Raw genomic sequence first — 16,478 nt, 5'->3', positions numbered from 1 at the left:
CAGGTCACAATCGGGGGTTAGGACCCACCTTGGCCCCTTGCCTCCCGGACACACCTTAGGTCTCCCTTTTTGCAGGCCACATTCCTGTCCCCTGAGAGACCGGAACCACCACTCGCGGGTGACTTCGGCCACATGCTGTGCCGAGTCCTGACTTCAGCGGGACTGAGGCCCGAGCGCTCAGAGCACGACGAGGACCGTACGGCACAGCCAGACCTCTGAGGCCTGCCGGTGTTTCGATCTCAAAGAGGTGATGAGGACATCCCTGCGCAGCCTCAGGTGCGCATGCGGATACAGTTCTGACCCTCGGAAGGGCGAATCTGGTCCTTGTCCCCGCCCAGGCCGTTCGGTTTCGACCCCTCGGAAGGGCGATGAGGACAGGTGCAACGTAGAAAAGGACTGGGGCGGATGCCCTAAGTTTCGACTCCTCGGAAAGGTGATGAGTACTGCGGCATATTCGCCGCCGGAGGAGGGGCGTGGGTTTCGCCCCCCTCGGAAGGGTGACGAGTACCTCGCCGCCGGTGATCTCATCTCGGCATGGATGGCGTTTCAACCCCTCGGAGGGGTGATGAGTACGATCGCGCTCGCCTGGATGCTGGAAAGCCTGATCGTGTTTCAACCCCTCGGAAGGGTGATGAGTACCCATGCCGCCCCGGCCTCTCGCCAGATCAGCTTCTCGTTTCAACCCCTCGGAAGGGTGATGAGTACTTGGCGTTGTCCGGGTGGTACTCGCAGACCTCTTGTTTCAACCCCTCGGAAGGGTGATGAGTACCCCAAGGTAAAGCCGCAGGTCAGGCGGCGACCTTCAAGGATTCGGTAGCTGCGTTTTGCAGCAGACCCCCGGTCGCGCATCAAACCCTGGAGGTCTGCTGCAAAGCATGGCTCATTCCTACTGCCGACACAACCAGTGACGTCAGCACCCCAAGTGGCCGGTGAAACCAGGGCCACTAGGCGTGCGGCGGCTGGGCCTCCGCCGAGCCCTGCCCTCGGGACGACGTCTCCGGGATGCACACCCGGTCGCGGCCGAGTTCCTTGGCGCGGTAGAGGGCCAGGTCGGCCGCGGCCAGCAGTTCGATGAGGTCGTCGCCGTGGATGCTCATGATCGCTACGCCTACCGAGATGGTCACGGTGACCATGGCCTCGTCGGCGGAGACGGCCATGCGGCCCACGCGGGTGCGCAGGCGTTCGGCGACGCGGCGGGCCTCGGCCACGTCGGCGCGCGGCAGGAGGACCACGAACTCCTCACCGCCGAAGCGGCCGACCACGTCGTAATCGCGGAGCTGGCTGCGCAGGGTGGCGGCGACGCCGACCAGGACCTGGTCGCCCACGAGGTGGCCGTGGGTGTCGTTGACCCGTTTGAAGTGGTCGATGTCGACGATGAGCAGGGCGAGGGTCTCCCCGGTGCGCCGGGCGCGGACGATCTCGGTGTCGGCTTCCCGCTGCCAGGCCGCGGCGTTGAGGAGGCCGGTCTTGGGGTCGGTGCGGGCGGCGGCCTGCAACTGGGCGTGGAGCAGGCTGCGCTGGAGCAGGACCACAGGTGGGAGCGCCAAGATCAGCAGCGCCAGATTGAGGGCGCAGGCGATGGTCACGATCACGCCGAGGCAGAGCTCCACCACGTCCAGCGTGGCGCTCTCGCGGTTCCACAACACCTCCCGCCAGCTCGTGTCGGGGTCGGCCGTGTGGGCGGCGACCGCGATCAGCGCCGTGTTGAGCACGGTGAAGACCACGGCACAGCCGATGGCGAGGACGATCGAGGTGCCCGCGCCCCGCGCCATCGACAAGGGGTCGGCGACGAGGCTCTGGAAGATCAGCGAGGCGACGCAGCCGGCGAGCCCTATTGCCGCCGCACTGAACACCCGCCTATAGAGCACCGTGGCCCTGACCCTCAACTGGAGCAGGATCTGCAGCGGGATCGGCGCGAGCAGCGCGTAGACCGGCGGCAGCAGCAGGGCGGCGGGCAGCCACCAGGCCGAGAGCAGGTCACGGGAGACGCCGGCCGGCATCCCTAGGCGCCGGGTGGCCTCGATGCAGACCGCCCCGCACACCATGAGCGCCACAAACATGATCACGTCGGGCCAGCGGAAGACCGTCGAGGCGGCGAAGAACGCGATGGCCACCAGGTGGAATGCCACGATCCCGAAGAAGTAGGCGACCAGCGGACGGCGCTGCCCCAGCAGGGGCCACCGGCCCGCCAACGCGGACACGCGGGCGTGAGGCTTTGCCGAAGTATGGCTGGGCGCGACCATGTCTCCTCCTTCCCGACTAACGATGTGTAACACAATAGTTGCGGTGTGTGCGACGCGCGACGAGAACCGATACGTTGGGTCTCCGTGGCCTCACTCTGAGGCCACGGTCAATCGGAATCCGCTCAGTGAGATCGAGCGGGCCGCGCGGGAAAGGAGCGACAATGGCGCGGGGCGTGACCTGGACCTAACGGGTGCTTGAGCATCCGCCATGGACAACCGACCATCGGCCGATCCCCCCTCGGTGAAGCCCCCGGTGATGCCCCTGAAGGCCCGACCACCACGCGGTCGGTGCCGCCAGGAAACCCCGTCTGCGAAGCGGGAGCACTGGATCAAAGGGCAGCCGATGCCCCCTCCATCCACCGGGGCACCCCACCCCTCCCTCCATGGTCACCGCCTTCCCCACGCACCGCGTCTGACCAAATGGTCAGACGCTCATGACCTAGGCATCGTTGGCTCTGCCGTACAAGAAGTTCCGCCGTACAAGAAGTTCGGTCGTGCAAGAAGTTCGGTCGTGCAAGGAGCTGCGCCGCACAAGAAGCTCTGCCGTACGAGAAGCTGTGCAGTTCGAGAAGCTGTGCCATACGAGAAGCTGTGCCATACAAGGACCACTTCACCGTGCCGTGCTGGAACACAACCCTCACCACGCGGTGCTAAAACAACGGAACACCCTTGCCGCGCTGCCGCCACACCTTCATCGCCGGACGTAAGCACGACCTCACCGCTGGGCACCGGCAAACCTCGCCCGCCGGGCGGACGAGAGCTTCGACACCGTGCAGAGGGCTCTGCGTCATGCCAAAACCTAAAGCGAGCCGTCCAGATCACTCCAAGATCCCGGCACTGCACAAGACACGCTGTGCTGCACCAAAACCTCGAGGCAGGCCGAACCGCACAAGAGCTCCGGCACCACCCACGGCAAGCCATGCCGAAGCCCGAGACGCCGTGCCAAACCTCGATGTGCCTACGGCGCAGCCAGGTCAAGCAATGCGTCACCGAAGCGGAACCCTCTCAACAGGCTCCAAGGCAAGCAGTGCCGACTCGGGAAGTGCCGTTTAGTGCGATCGCGCTGAAGACCTCAAGCGGCGCGGTCGTCGCCCAACATCTCGCCGGCACCCCTGCGACCAGGTGGAACATCGGTCTCAGCGGCCTCACCAGCAGCGCGGAACTCGATTATGCCCACCTGTGAACCGGACGAGCCACTCGATATTTTCCCCTCGACGCCGCCCTCCCGATCCACCTCCTTAGAGGAGTCGGGCTCGGCGGAGTCCGGCGAAGCCAGACCCCCTCCCCCGTCAAGCGGGTCTCCCCCAGCCCAAACCGGCCGCCCGGCAGGGAGATGGTCGGACCGTTCGTCGCGATGGGGCCGCATATAGCTCCCGATCCCCCAGCGCAGGTCGTGACCGACCGACGACGCCTCGACCTCGGCGACGAACCGTGTCTCCTCCTCATGCTGGTATTGCCTGATGCGCAGCCTCCCGTGCACAACCACGGGCTGCCCCAGACGCACCGACTGAGCGACGTTGTCCCCCAGTGACCTGAAGGATCGGACGGTGAAGAACGTCGTGCCGCTGGATCGCCACTCCTGCGACCTGCGGTCGAAGTAGCGACTCGCGGTGGCGACCCGCATCGTGGTGACCCGCGCCCCGTCGGGGAAATGATGCTGCCTGGGCTCGGTGGCCACATTGCCGGTCAACGTGATGTAGATGTCGTTCATCTCCGCCTCCCCCGCGGGCCGGAGCGGACTGCCCGCGGCTCTGGGAAGCAGAATGGCCCACGCCGCACCCGGCGCGGGCCACCGATTCATGATCTGTGGATAAGCGGCCTTGAGGGCAGCCGCCCTGTGGACGAACGGGGCTGCACTCCCTCCATGGCGGCGTAGAACTCCTTGTGCTTGGCCAGTTCCCGCTCCACGGGGACCACGACCTGGGACTCGGCGACGGCGGCGACCCTGCGCCGCATCTCGCGCTCAAGCTGCTCACGCTCGGTGCCGGCGCCCATCACGACGAAGTTGCGCGCGGCGACGGCCGACAGTGCCCCGAGGCCGAGCAGTGAGGCCATCACCAGCGCGACCCACGGCAGCGACCCCGTGTCGCCGAACACCTCCATGCCGCTCGGCATCTCGAAGGCGCCGAGCCCACCGGACAACGTCGCCGTGGCCACCCAGGCGAGCCCGGCGGCGAAAAGCCCGACGAGGGAGTATTGCCCGGCCTTCACGGCCTTCCACCAGGTCGGCACGCGGTCGAGGCGCGGGGCCACCTCGGCGAGTTCGTCGGACAGCGTCTTGGGCAGCGCGGAGACGTTGGACCGCGCGGCGTCGCGCACACCGTTGCGCCAGGCGTCGTGCATGCCCGCGGCGAGGCCGTCGGCGAGAGCCTGTACGGCGTTGTCCACCTCGGCCGGCTGCGCGCTCACCGCGGTGCCGGTGAGGTCTCGGATCTCGCCGCGCAGGTCGCCGAGGTTCAGGGTGCCGAGCGGGTCGCGGCTGAGCCTGCGCATCCAGCGGGAGTACGGCCAGCCGGTCCATTCGGCCGAGCGGGCGCCGTACACGCTCTCCAGGGCCTCGCCGACGGCCGGCACGCCGATGGCGTCGCAGAGCGCGTCGGTCAGGCCCACCCGGCGGGCCGCGTCCACGGTGACGCCGGTCGGGGGCGGGCCCTCCGGCGGCATGATCTTGGCCAGGTCGAGGGTGATGCGGTCGAGATCGGCCTCGATGCGCTGCACGGCGGCCCGGCGGTTCGCCACGACCTCGGCGAGGATGTTCTTCAGCCCGTCGACCCCGCGGCCCGTGAGGGCGGACGTGGTCACGACGACGGGGTCGGCCACGCCCTCGCGCTTGAGCAGGTCGCTCAAATCCTGCACGCACTCGGCCTGGTCCTCGGGGGACAGCCGGTCGGCCTGGTTGAGCACGAACACCGTCACGGCGTCGTGGCCGGCCAGCTCGGCGACGTAGCGCCGGTGGACGGAGGCGTCGGCGTATTTCTGCGGGTCCAGCACCCACACGATCAGGTCGGCGATCTGGATGAGCCGGTCCGCCTCGTGATCGGTGAGGGCGCGGATCGAGTCGTGGTCGGGCAGATCGAGCAGGATCAGGCCGTGAAGCCGGCCGTCGCCCTTGTCGAGGGCGCTGGCCCGGGCGAAACGATGGCGCCACTGGACCTGGAGCCAGTCGAGGAGCGGCCCGGCGCCGTCGAGACCCCACACGCAGGCGTGTGTGCGGGCGGTCGTCGGTCTGCGCACTCCGGTAGGAGAGAGCTCCAATCCGGAAATCGCATTGAAAAGCGAGGATTTGCCGCTGCCGGTGCCTCCGGCCAGCGCGACCACCGTGTGTTCGGAGGAGAGTTTGAGGCGGTCGCCAGCGCGGAGCAACAATCTGCCCGATTCGGCCAGCACCTTCTGCTCGACTCTGCCCGGCCCCAGCTCCACGACCTTGCCCAGGGCGGCCAGCCGAGCACCGAGCCCCTGCCTAACTCCCGCTGGTGCAGCTTTGACGCTTTTGCTCATCGGGCGACCTCAAGTTGGTATGTGGCCTGGTAGAGGCGGGTCGCCGCAGTCTCGTCGGGAACGCCGGAAGCGTCAAGCGCCTGGACATATCGCAGCGCTTCCTCGTCGAACAACATGCTGATCCGGGCGCGCAGATCGCTGCGGGCCTTGGCGCCGATGCCGCGGAGCGACTCGGCTCCGAGCACCGCCCGGAGCAACCGCTGCGGCAGGGTGCCGGCCGAGCCCTCCGCCTTGACCTCGGAGGTGCCGTAGCCGAGCAGACCGACCGTGAAAATCAAGGACAGCGACTCCAGGTCATAGGAGATCACCCGGGCCACCGAACGCTTGGTGACACCCTCCGTGCGCATCAACTCCACAACGTGATCCTGCCAGGCGCCGATGCTCCGGCTCACCTTGCGTACGAACTCCTCCGACGGCCGGTCAAGCCCCGGATTGGCGGACAGTAGTTCACCGGTGCCGTTACGGTGCAGCCATCGGGCCACGACCTCCTCGGACGCACGGTGTGCCGCCGAGACGATCACCGACTCCAAGCCGGACTTAAGGGAAGATTTCAGAGCACCTAGCCGCTCAGGCCCCTGCTGTACCGCCTTCCCGGCGAACCGGCCGGGCTTGCGGAGACGCAACGTGCGCTTGAGATCGCCGGACCCGGCGAAGTCCTGCCAGCGCGCGAGCGCCTCGCCGCGCAGCAGCGAACCGTTGCGGCTCATCTCGTCGATCTCAGCCAGCGCCGCCATATACGCCGCGTCCACGTCCCCCCGCACCTCGGCGCGGAACGTGACCTGCGCCTCCACATGCCGGGCCAGCGCCGGGATGCGGGAGCGGAAACTGTTCAGCACACCGTTCAACGTCGCCTGAACGGCCTCGGCGCGCCGCTCCTCGTCTACCGACAACTCGGCGAGCCACATGCGGAGCTCGGCCACCTGGGTGTCCTTGAGCAGGCCATCCGACACCGCGCCCTCGTCGACGACGAACCGGTCGACCTCTCCCAACCCGTATTCGGTGAGCATTCGCACGAAGTGCTTAAGCACAATCTCACGGGATCTCGGCGGCACCCGGGACAACACGATCGCCAGCTTCGCTCCGCGCTCCTTGGCGAGCCGCAAAAGCCGCCAGGCGGGGGCGTCCGCGTATCGGGCCGCTGTCGTCACGAAAATCCATAGATCAGCGGCATCCAGCATGCGGTGCGCGATCTCGTGATGCTCCTCCACGACCGAGTCGATGTCGGGAGTGTCGAGCAACGCCACACCGTGCGGCAGGCGCTCCGTCGGCGCCACCACCAATGCGCCGTTCTCCCCCTCGACGGGGGCGGCGGGATCGGTGAGCCGCGCCAACTCGGGGAGCAGGCCGTCCCCCGAGAACCACTCGTGATCGTCGGGGTGACATGCCAGCACCGGTACGGCGGTCGTCGGACGCCGCACCCCCGTCGCGCTCACCTTCTGCCCGGCCAGCGTATTGACCAGCGTGGACTTACCCGCCCCCGTGGATCCGGCCACGACGACCAGCACGGGAGCGGCGGCCATGCGCACCCTCGGGATCACATAGTCACCGATTTGGGCAATGATCTCGTTCTTGGCCTTTTGCGCCTCTTCGGCCCCTGGGAGATCCAGGCCGAACCTGAGGTTGATCACACTGTCCCTGAGCGCGGCCAGCGCCCCGGTCAACGCCTCCACGGCGGCATCGGGCAGCGCGATCTCCACCACACGCCCCGACGGCCCCGCCTCATCGACATCAGCACCGACGCCGGGTACGGCGGGAGCCGCCTCGTCGGCCGCCTCATCCACATCGCCGCCGGAGCCGCCATCGATCGAGCCGCCGGTGTCCTCGCTTGAGCCGGCCTCGCCCTCAGCCGAGTCGTCCCCGCCGTCAGCCGAGCCAGACTCATGCTCCATCGGGTCTGACACGTCATCGACCGAATCCGGGCCGTCATCGGCCTTGGCCCGCGCACGGACCGGTTCGCTCTCGGCCTGCGCGTCGTCCGGCTCGGTCTCGGCCCGCGCACCAACCGGTTCGCTCTCAGCCTGCGCGTCGTCCGCTTCGCTCTCGGCCCGCGCACCAACCGGTTCGCTCTCGGCCTGGGAGTCGCCTGGTCCTGAGCCGGGCTCAGCCTCCTCGGAGGCACCCGCGATCTCAAGGCTCCCGCCTTCGGCCGACTCGCCTTCCGGCTCGACCCCGGCCGCAGTTCGCGAGTCCCACTCCCCCTCAGCCGCGTCTTCCTCAGGGGCGACCGGATCGTCTCCGGGCAACCCACCCGGCTCTTCGTCACCGAGGCCTTGGTCGTGAGCGGCGTCCTCGACCCGCTCTGCGGCACCCACATAACCGCCGTCGTAGTCGCCCAACAGGTCACCCACGAAGGCGCCCGGGTCGTGCCCAACGCCGGCCTGAAGCCCTATCGCATCGGCCTCGGCCTGATGACCCGCCACCGACTCGGCAGGGAGCTCCACCTCGGGCTCACCGTCCGAGCCGGATTCAGCCTCCGGCGCGTCCACCGGCGCAGGATCGGCACCGCCGCCACCGACCGGAAGGTCGCCATCGGCCGCCACATCCACCGGGAAGTCCGAACCCCGCACCTCAACCGGCCCAGGGTCAACCTCACCACTGCCGACCGGAAGGTCATCATCGGCCGCCGCATCCACCGGGAAGTCCGAACCCGGCACCGGGGGCGGCTCAGGATCGGCATCGCCGCTACCGACCGGAAGGTCGGCAACAGCGGCATCCGCAGCGGCCACACCGTCGGGATCCCCGGCCGCAGCGACATCACTCTCGGCGGCAGCCACATCCACCGGGAAGTCCGAACCCGATACCTCAACCGGCTCAGGATCAACCCCACCGCTACCGACCGAAAGGTCGGCGACGGCGGCATCCGCCACCGCGTCATCCGCAGCGGCCACACCGGCCGGTTCCCCAGCCGCAGCAACATCACTCTCGACGGCAGCCACACCCGAGCCGGCATCAACCCCGGCTAGTGCTGCCTCCTCACCCCCGCTACCGTCCGGAAGGTCGGCTTCGAGGGCAACGTTTTCGTCCGCCCCGGAGCTCGACTCGCTGACCGCGGGCACATCGTCCACCTCAGCGGCGGCCTCCCCAAGCGAAGCCGCGACGTCTGAGTCCGCAACCTCCCCGCCCGGATCCACGGCGCCGGCGACGGCAGCGTCCCCAACCGATCCCGCGACCGCCTCGCCCTCGGGTTCCGCCCCAAGGGCGGCCTCGGCCCGCTCACGGTCCTCCACGCCTCCCCGGACCGGCGGCTCAACCTCTGAATCACCGCCCCTGCCAGGCTCATCCGTACCCGACTCTCTGATCGCCACGTCACCCACACCGCCATCGGTACCCACGACGGTGACATCCACATCGCGATCTCCCCCGGACTCACCCGGGGAAGGAGCGCCCTCAGGCCCGTCCTCCTCGTCGAGGTCGGTGTAGTCGCCACTCGCGGCGTTGACGAGCCCGGCGGGAAAGTCCAGGTCGGGGTCCCGCCGCCGCGAGGCGGCGCCAGGTTGACGTCTCGGCCGGAACAGGTCGTAGGCGGGCTCCTCTACCGGGGGCCCGGTAGGGGAATCCTCCGAAGCAGCCTGGGGCGGCGCGGCCCGGAACCAGTCGATGCCCTCCTCGGCGGGCGGGGAGAGCTTCGCGTTCACCCTGGAGGCGGTGTCGCGGAACCAGTCGACGCGTTGCCGGGGCTCGGGCGCCAGCGACTCGGGCGCCGTGGCCGGGGAATCCTCCGCAGACGAGGCGGCATCGGAGCCTATAGCCGGAAATGCAATGGTCTGTTCGCCAGGACTCTCGGCATGCTCCGGTTGCCCGCCGGACCCGTCGCGCGGTTCCGTCCTGTCGTCGGCAGCAGATTTCACGGAACCCGCCCCGCTCGCACCATTTCGACCTCCTGGCCGACTTTCACGACCTCGCCGACGACAACGATCGCCGGAGGCCGGATCCCAGCGGCTGCGACACGCTCGGACACCGTGGCGAGTGTCGCGCTGAGCGCTCGCTGAGTGGGAAGGGTACCGTCCTGCACCACCATGACGGGAGTATCCGCCGAACGTCCATAGCGCACCAATGCCTGCGCCACGGCCTCAATCCTCTCGACCGCCATCATCAACACCAGCGTGCCCTGGGACCGGGCCAGCGCCTGCCAGTCGACGGTCGACTGCTCGTGGTCCGGCGGAACATGCACGGAGATGACGTGAAACTCCTGGCTGACGCCCCGATGCGTGACGGGCACACCTGCCGCGGCCGGGACGGCGACGGCGCTGGTGATGCCGGGGACGACGGTGACGGGGATGCCCGCCTCGGCGCAGGCGAGCACCTCTTCGCCGCCGCGCCCGAAGACGAACGGGTCGCCGCCCTTCAGCCTGACCACGAACGCGCCCTTCCTGGCGCGGTCGATCAGCAGCTCGTTGATCTTCTCCTGCGCCAGGAAGCGCCCATACGGGATCTTCGCCGCGTCGATCAACTCGACGTCGGACGGCAGCTCGTCCAGCAGCGCGCGGGGGGCGAGGCGGTCGGCGACCACCACGTCGGCCTGGGCCAGGAGCTGGCGGCCCCGCACGGTGATCAGGCCGGGGTCGCCGGGACCGCCGCCGACCAGGGCGACTCCCACGGGTTTGGTACGGCTGCGCCTGGCCTGAACGGTGCCGTCACGCAGGGCCTCGACCACGGCGTCCCTGACCCCTGCTGCACGCCGCGGGTCGCCGCCCGCGGTGACGGCGACGGTGATCTCGTCGACACGCCCGCTCGCGGGGGTCCAGGCCGCGGAGGCGTCACGGTCGTCGGCGCGGACACACCAGATGCGCTTGGCCTCGGCCTCCGCCGCGATCGCGCCGTTGACCGCGCGGTCGTCGGTGCACGCCTGCACCAGCCACGCGCCGTCGCAGTCACCGACTTGGAAAGGTCTCGCCTCCCACGTGAACCGCCCCGCCGCGATGAGGTCGTCGAGTGCGGGCGTGACGCTCGGTGAGACGAGTGTCACGATAGCGCCCGCGTCGAGGAGAGCGGGGATGCGCCGCTGGGCGACCCTGCCTCCTCCCACGACGAGCACCCGCCGCCCGGTGAGGCGAAGTCCGAGCAGGTACGGGGACATTCGACGGATCTCCCGTTCGAGAAGTATGGCGTGTTAAGAGGTAAACCTACCTGGTCCGCCCTGGCATTTTGCGGTCGCTGGGTTAACGTGCGTCAAGTCGTGATTCACCTGTCCCAGAAGTCCTTGGAGAACATTCGAATCCCGAGGGGCGCCGAGCACCCCGCCGCGCGGACCTGCGAGACCAGAGGTTATACCGGCCCCCCTCACGGCCCCCGCGCCGGGATCATGCCTCCTTCTCGGTGACCCCCGCCGCGTCGAAGGTCGCGACCTCGTGCATGACGCGTACGGCGGAGCACACCAAAGGATGTGCGAGTAGCCCACCTGTGCCTTCGCCCAGCCGGAGTTCCAGGTCGACCAGTGGGCGCAGGCCGAGACGGTCGAGGGCGATGCGATGGCCGGGCTCGGCCGACCGGTGACCGGCGACGCAGTGGTCGACGGCGGCCGGGGCCAGCGCGGCGGCGGCCAGCGCGGCCGAACCGGCGATCACCCCGTCGAGGATCACCGGCACCCGCGCGGCGGCGCCGCCGAGGATGAAGCCCGCGATCGCGGCGTGTTCGAGTCCGCCCACGGCCGCCAGCACGCGAAGCCCCGCGGCGGCCTCGCCGTTGAGCCATTCCATGCCCGGCATCGCGCCGGCGTCGCCCGAGGCGTCGACCCCGGCGAGTCCGTCGCTCAGGCCGTTGGCGGCGAGCGCGTTGCGCACCACCTCGATCTTGCGCCGGTGGGTCTCGTCGTCGATGCCCGTGCCGCGGCCGGTGGCCGACTCGGGGGTGGCGCCGGTGAAGGCGCAGATCAGCGCGGCGGACGGAGTGGTGTTGGCGATGCCCATGTCGCCGGTGATGAGGCACCGGGCGCCGCCGTCGACGAGCCGCCTGGCGGTCGTGATGCCGACCTCCAGCGCGGCGACGGCCTGGGCGGCGGTCATGGCCGAGCCTCGCGAGAGGTCGGCTGTGCCGTACGCGACCTTGTGAATGAACAGGCCCGGCCCTTCGAGGAGGTCGGCGGCCACGCCGACGTCGACGACGGTGACCGAGGCGCCGACCTGGGCGGCGAAGGCGTTGGCGACGGCCCCTCCGGCGAGGAAGTTGCCCACCATCTGGGTGGTGACCTCCTGCGGCCAGGGCGAGACGCCCTGGGCGTGCACGCCGTGGTCGCCGGCGAAGATGGCGAGTGCCGCGGGGGCGGGGATGGGGGCGGGGTTGTGTCCCGCCGCGCCGGCGAGACGGACGGCGACGTCCTCCAGCACACCGAGGGCGCCCCGGGGTTTGGTGAGGCGGTCCTGGTGGGCACGGGCGCTCGCGATGACCGCCGGGTCGGCGGGCCGGATCTCGGCGACGGTCGTCTCAAGAAGGGTCATAAAGCCTCTCCTAGCACTCACCTGAGCGACCTGCGAGACCGATCCTAACGAGATCGACGCGTTTCGCTTATCTCTCAACGGCTACGAAATCCTCAGCAAAGACGCTGACCTGCTCGGAGGTCACACGGGCGACGTGAGCGGATTCACTCGGTGAATTGGCTCTCAGACCGGCTCCGGCCTGCCCCGATGTTCACTCCGCGGCGGCCAGCAGGGCGCGCTGGTAACGATCGATGACGATGTCGGCCAGCGCCTCGCAGTCGCCGATCGCCTCCGCGCAGCGGATGTCGAGGTCGGGGTGGCCCGCGCCGTAGGCGAGGGCCTGGGCCCAGACACGTTCCAGCGTGCTGCCCGCGAACAGCAGGTAGGGCACGATGATGACGCGTTTAGCGCCGAGGCGGCGGCAGCGTTCCAAACCGCCCGCGACGCCGGGCGGGGTGAGGGAGACGAAGGCCGTCTCGACGGTCAGCAGGTCGTAGGCCTGGGTCTCCCAGAACAACCGCGACACCCGGTGGATCTCGGCGTTGGCCACGGGGTCGGTAGCCCCCTCGCCGACCAGCACGACCGCCGTGTCGGCGGGGTCGATGCGCTCGTGGCCGTCGAGTTCGTTCAGCGCTGGCACGGCGCGCAGTTGCGGCGGTTCGGCCGGGGAGCCCACCACCCTGAGCCGTGGGGCGTCGCCCACGGAGACCAGGGGGCGGGAGCGCAGGGTGGGGCGGGGCATGTCGACGGAGGCGTCGGCGAGCCGCTCGGCGAGCAGCGCGAGCACCGCGGGGTCGGGACCGAGCGGCGGGCACATCTCGTAGGCCAGCGTGGGCTGGCGCTCCTGCTCGCGGGCCAGCGCCTCGGAGGTCTCCGCGGCGATCCGCGACTCGCCGGCGAGGCCGAGCGGCAGCGCGACGACGCGGTGGTGGCCCCTGGCGACGAGCGACGCGATCGAATCGCGGAGGCCGGGGCGGGAGTTCTCCAGATAGCCACCGGTGACGTCGGCCGCGGAACGATCAAGCCGGCAACGCAGGCGGTGCACGAACCTGCCGAACTCCGCGACGCCCGCGTCATCGTGCGAGCCGTGCCCGATGAGCAGCAACGGCGGCTTCATTGTATGTGGATCTCCGTGTCAGTGACCTGGGACTTTTTTGAGCAAGACACGCGAGAATAGCCCATCAAGCGCTCGCTCTCCCAGGCAACGGTGAGCTTTGCAGGTCAGTTCCCTACGATGACGACATCCAGCACCCGCGGTCCGTGCACTCCTTCGACGCGGTCGAGCTCGATGTCGCTCGTCGCCGACGGCCCGCTGATCCACGTGAGCGGGCGGCGCGGGTCGAGCAGCGCCACCGCCTCTGGCACACCGCGCACGATGTGGCCCGCCGGAACGACGCACAGGTGATAGTCGGGGAGCAGCGTCAACGCGCGCCTCCCCTGCCCGGGCCCGCCGTCCAGCACGATGGTGCCGGTCTCGGCGACGGCGACCGCGCACCCGGTGATCACGCCGTGGGCACGGTCCAGCTCATCGTTGGCGAGCGGCGGATCGTCCCGCAGAAGCCGCACATCGCAGAGCCCGGCGAGCCACTCCTCCGGCAGCCCCGGCGGCACGGCGAGCCGTTCCACCCCGCGTGCGGCGGCACGCTCGGCCACGACCCCGGCGACCTCCCCGGGACCGGCGCGGAGCACGGTGGCGCGATAGTCGTCGACCCGCTCGGCGAACAACCCGGGAAGGTCTTGTACGGCGGAGCCGCCGAGGCCGCCCGCCCCGGACGCCGTGCGATAGTCCCGGGGCACGGCGACCTCGGGCGCATCTGCGACGGCGGCCCTGATGCGGCGCAGGATCGTCTCGCGGGCGCTCATCGCGGGCCTCCTTGGGTGCGGCTCCACCAGTCGCGGAAGGACTCCGCGGGGACCTCGGGAAGGTCGCGTGTGTCGGTCCAGGCCGACAGCGGACCGGGCAGGCGGCGCGGGAGCAGCCGCCGCAGGCGCGAGGCGAGACGCTGGGCGCGCGTCAGCCGTACCGCACGGGAGAAGGTCCACGCCGCGGCGCCCATGGCGGCGCGTTCCGCGGGCGGGTGCGGGGCTCGGGCGCGCAGGTGGACGAGGACCTCCGGGATGTCGATCGCGACCGGGCACGCGTCGTAGCAGGCGCCGCACAGGGTGGACGCATATGGCAGGGAGGCGTCGAGCGGCGAGCCCATGCCGCGCATCTGGGGGGTGAGGATGGCGCCGATCGGGCCCGGATAGACCGAGCCGTAGGCGTGGCCGCCTGCGCGCTCATACACAGGGCAGACGTTGAGGCAGGCGGAACAGCGGATGCAGCGCAGCGCCTGCCGCCCGATCTCGTCGGCCAGCACGTCGGTGCGGCCGTTGTCGAGGAGCACCAGGTGGAAGGTCTGCCCCTCGGTCGCGCCGGTCCAGGTGGAGGTGTAGGGGTTCATCCGCTCCCCTGTGGAGCTGCGCGGAAGCACCTGCAGGAAGATCTCAAGGTCCCGCCAGGTGGGCACGATCTTCTCGATGCCGACGACGCTGATCAGGGTTTCGGGGAGGGTGAGGCACATGCGCCCGTTGCCCTCGGATTCGAGGACGACGAGGGTGCCGGTCTCGGCGACGGCGAAGTTGGCGCCGGAGATCGCGACCTTGCTCGCCAGGAAACGTTGGCGCAGGTGGAGGCGGGCGGCCTCGGCGAGGGCGGCGGGCTCGTCGGTGAGGCCGGGTGGCGCGTCGGGCATGGAGCGCAGGAAGATCTCGCGGATCTCGGCGCGGTTGCGGTGGATGGCGGGCACCAGGATGTGCGACGGCCGGTCGTCGCCGAGCTGCACGATCAGTTCGGCGAGGTCGGTCTCGTAGGCCTCGATGCCGTGCTCGGCGAGCGCCTCGTTGAGGCCGATCTCCTGGGTGGCCATGGACTTGACCTTGACTACCTCGGTCTCGCCGGTGGCGCGCACGAGGCCGGCGACGATGCGGCACGCCTCGGCCGCGTCCCGCGCCCAGTGCACGTGTCCGCCCGTCGCGGTCACCTGCTCCTCCAGGCACAGCAGGTGGCGGTCCAGGTCGCGCAGGGTGGCGTCCTTGACGGCCTTCGCCGCCTCACGCAACTCGCGCCAGTCGGGCACCTCGGCGATGGTGCTGAGCCGTTTGGCGCGGATGGTGTGAGTGGCCTTGCGCAGGTTGTGGCGAAGCTGGGAGTCCTGTACGGCACGAGCCGCGTTGGCGGGAAACGCGGGCATTCCGAGGAACGTGCCGCTCATCGGCCGCGCCCGCTCGCGATCGGCGTGCCCGCCGGTTTGTCCTGCTCCGTGCTGGCGAGGATCTCGGCGATGTGCACCACCCGCACCCCGGTGCGCTGGCGGTGCAGCGCGCCGCCCAGGTGGGTGAGGCAGGAGTTGTCGGCGGCGCAGAGCACCTCGGCGCCGGTGTCGAGCACGGCACGGCATTTGTCGGCGCACATGGCGGCAGAGACGGCGGGGTTCTTGACGGCGAAGGTGCCGCCGAAGCCGCAGCACTCCTCCGCGCCTGGGAGTGGAACGAGTTCTAGTCCGCGGACGGCGCGGAGGAGGGTCTCGGGGCGGTCGCCGAGGCGCAAGCCGCGGAGCGAGTGACAGGTCGGGTGATATGTCACCCGGTGCGGGAAATATGCGCCCACGTCGGTTACGCCGAGCACGTCTACCAGGAATTCCGTCAGCTCCACCACCCTCGGCGTCTCCACTCCAAGCCTCGGATAGTGCTCCCGAATGGTCGCCGCACACGACCCCGACGGCACGACCACGATCTCATGCCGCGCGAACACCGCCCGGAAACGCCGTGCCAGCCGCCGCGCCTCGTCCTGATATCCGGTGTTCAGGTGCATCTGCCCACAGCAGGTCTGGGCTTCGGGAAAATCAACCTCACAACCGAGCCGCCGCAACAGGGACACGACCGCCCGCCCGGTCCCCGGATAGAGGGTGTCGTTGACACAGGTAATGAACAGGGCGACGCGCACAATGCTCCTTCAACCACCATCGGCCGCACCACATTACGCCGCCACCCACGACAACCCCATCTCACACCCCCACGACACGCCCGACGCCGCTGACTGAAACACGTTCCAGTCAGCGGCGCGGGTATCCCGGCGAGCGGGACACGAAGGCACCTGCGTGGTCGGCGCCTCCCCCTACGGGCGGGGGCGGCGTGACGCCGGGTTGAGCCCCCCGACGACTCAACCCGGCGCACGTCATACGCGAGCGTTATGCCGGCCTCCGCCTTTGAGTGCGGTGGGGGGGAGGGCGTGGCCGGCGATAACGTGGGCCCGCGTGAGTGCCCGCGGCAGTTTGGCCGCGGA

General features: G+C 69.6%; 11 protein-coding genes. 1 reads left to right on the top strand and 10 read right to left on the bottom strand.

Going from position 1 to position 16,478, the window contains the following annotated elements:
* Window positions 1–944 precede the first annotated feature (944 nt).
* The 4 genes from Ssi02_RS09225 to Ssi02_RS09210 all read right to left on the bottom strand — a co-directional run bounded on the left by Ssi02_RS09225 (window position 945) and on the right by Ssi02_RS09210 (window position 8,089).
* The gene (locus tag Ssi02_RS09225) at window positions 945–2,243 is read right to left on the bottom strand and encodes a GGDEF domain-containing protein (protein WP_204023496.1); all 1,299 of its coding nucleotides are present in this window, start codon (window positions 2,241–2,243) and stop codon (window positions 945–947) included.
* 1,072 nt (window positions 2,244–3,315) lie between these two features.
* Window positions 3,316–3,954: a single-stranded DNA-binding protein gene (locus tag Ssi02_RS09220; RefSeq protein WP_204023495.1), complete on the bottom strand. Its 639-nt coding sequence runs from the start codon at window positions 3,952–3,954 to the stop codon at window positions 3,316–3,318.
* 86 nt (window positions 3,955–4,040) lie between these two features.
* Window positions 4,041–5,741 carry a GTPase gene (locus Ssi02_RS09215; RefSeq protein WP_204023494.1) on the bottom strand — a complete coding sequence of 567 codons (1,701 nt, stop codon included), beginning with the start codon at window positions 5,739–5,741 and terminating at the stop codon, window positions 4,041–4,043.
* Window positions 5,738–8,089, bottom strand: coding sequence for a dynamin family protein (locus Ssi02_RS09210; protein ID WP_239128734.1), 2,352 nt, complete (start codon window positions 8,087–8,089; stop codon window positions 5,738–5,740). Before Ssi02_RS09210 ends, Ssi02_RS09215 begins: the two co-directional genes overlap by 4 nt.
* A 15-nt stretch (window positions 8,090–8,104) precedes the next feature.
* On the opposite strand from Ssi02_RS09210, the gene Ssi02_RS09205 reads away from it, so the two are divergent.
* Window positions 8,105–8,704 carry a hypothetical protein gene (locus tag Ssi02_RS09205; RefSeq protein WP_204023493.1) on the top strand — a complete coding sequence of 200 codons (600 nt, stop codon included), beginning with the start codon at window positions 8,105–8,107 and terminating at the stop codon, window positions 8,702–8,704.
* A gap of 881 nt (window positions 8,705–9,585) precedes the next feature.
* On the opposite strand, the gene cobA is transcribed toward Ssi02_RS09205, so the two are convergent.
* The 6 genes from cobA to Ssi02_RS09175 form a co-directional block, all read right to left on the bottom strand.
* A complete protein-coding gene (gene cobA, locus Ssi02_RS09200) occupies window positions 9,586–10,818 on the bottom strand; it encodes a uroporphyrinogen-III C-methyltransferase (protein ID WP_204023492.1) in 1,233 nt (410 codons plus the stop codon).
* 223 nt (window positions 10,819–11,041) lie between these two features.
* On the bottom strand, window positions 11,042–12,175 hold the full coding sequence (locus Ssi02_RS09195; protein ID WP_204023490.1) for a nicotinate-nucleotide--dimethylbenzimidazole phosphoribosyltransferase: 1,134 nt from the start codon (window positions 12,173–12,175) through the stop codon (window positions 11,042–11,044).
* Window positions 12,176–12,365: 190 nt separating this feature from the next.
* A complete protein-coding gene (locus Ssi02_RS09190; protein ID WP_204023488.1) occupies window positions 12,366–13,271 on the bottom strand; it encodes a sirohydrochlorin chelatase in 906 nt (301 codons plus the stop codon).
* Window positions 13,272–13,375: 104 nt separating this feature from the next.
* Window positions 13,376–14,017 carry a LutC/YkgG family protein gene (locus Ssi02_RS09185; protein ID WP_204023486.1) on the bottom strand — a complete coding sequence of 214 codons (642 nt, stop codon included), beginning with the start codon at window positions 14,015–14,017 and terminating at the stop codon, window positions 13,376–13,378.
* Window positions 14,014–15,408, bottom strand: a complete 1,395-nt coding sequence (locus Ssi02_RS09180; protein WP_204023472.1) for a lactate utilization protein B — start codon at window positions 15,406–15,408, stop codon at window positions 14,014–14,016. Before Ssi02_RS09180 ends, Ssi02_RS09185 begins: the two co-directional genes overlap by 4 nt.
* Complete coding sequence (locus Ssi02_RS09175) at window positions 15,405–16,139, bottom strand: (Fe-S)-binding protein (protein WP_204023470.1); 735 nt, start codon at window positions 16,137–16,139, stop codon at window positions 15,405–15,407. Before Ssi02_RS09175 ends, Ssi02_RS09180 begins: the two co-directional genes overlap by 4 nt.
* Between the last annotated feature and the right edge of the window lie 339 nt (window positions 16,140–16,478).

Origin of the sequence: Sinosporangium siamense (assembly GCF_016863435.1) — a bacterium.
In the GTDB taxonomy this organism is placed as follows: Bacteria; Actinomycetota; Actinomycetes; order Streptosporangiales; family Streptosporangiaceae; genus Sinosporangium; species Sinosporangium siamense.
The sequence above is the reverse complement of the archived record's forward strand: the minus strand, read 5'-3'. Positions and strand labels throughout refer to the sequence as shown.

Coding starts and splice junctions, on each gene's coding strand:
- Ssi02_RS09225 (WP_204023496.1), bottom strand. CDS start 2,243: ATGGTCGCGCCCAGCCATACTTCGGCAAAGCCTCACGCCCGCGTGTCC.
- Ssi02_RS09220 (WP_204023495.1), bottom strand. CDS start 3,954: ATGAACGACATCTACATCACGTTGACCGGCAATGTGGCCACCGAGCCC.
- Ssi02_RS09215 (WP_204023494.1), bottom strand. CDS start 5,741: ATGAGCAAAAGCGTCAAAGCTGCACCAGCGGGAGTTAGGCAGGGGCTC.
- cobA (WP_204023492.1), bottom strand. CDS start 10,818: ATGTCCCCGTACCTGCTCGGACTTCGCCTCACCGGGCGGCGGGTGCTC.
- Ssi02_RS09195 (WP_204023490.1), bottom strand. CDS start 12,175: ATGACCCTTCTTGAGACGACCGTCGCCGAGATCCGGCCCGCCGACCCG.
- Ssi02_RS09190 (WP_204023488.1), bottom strand. CDS start 13,271: ATGAAGCCGCCGTTGCTGCTCATCGGGCACGGCTCGCACGATGACGCG.
- Ssi02_RS09185 (WP_204023486.1), bottom strand. CDS start 14,017: ATGAGCGCCCGCGAGACGATCCTGCGCCGCATCAGGGCCGCCGTCGCA.
- Ssi02_RS09180 (WP_204023472.1), bottom strand. CDS start 15,408: ATGAGCGGCACGTTCCTCGGAATGCCCGCGTTTCCCGCCAACGCGGCT.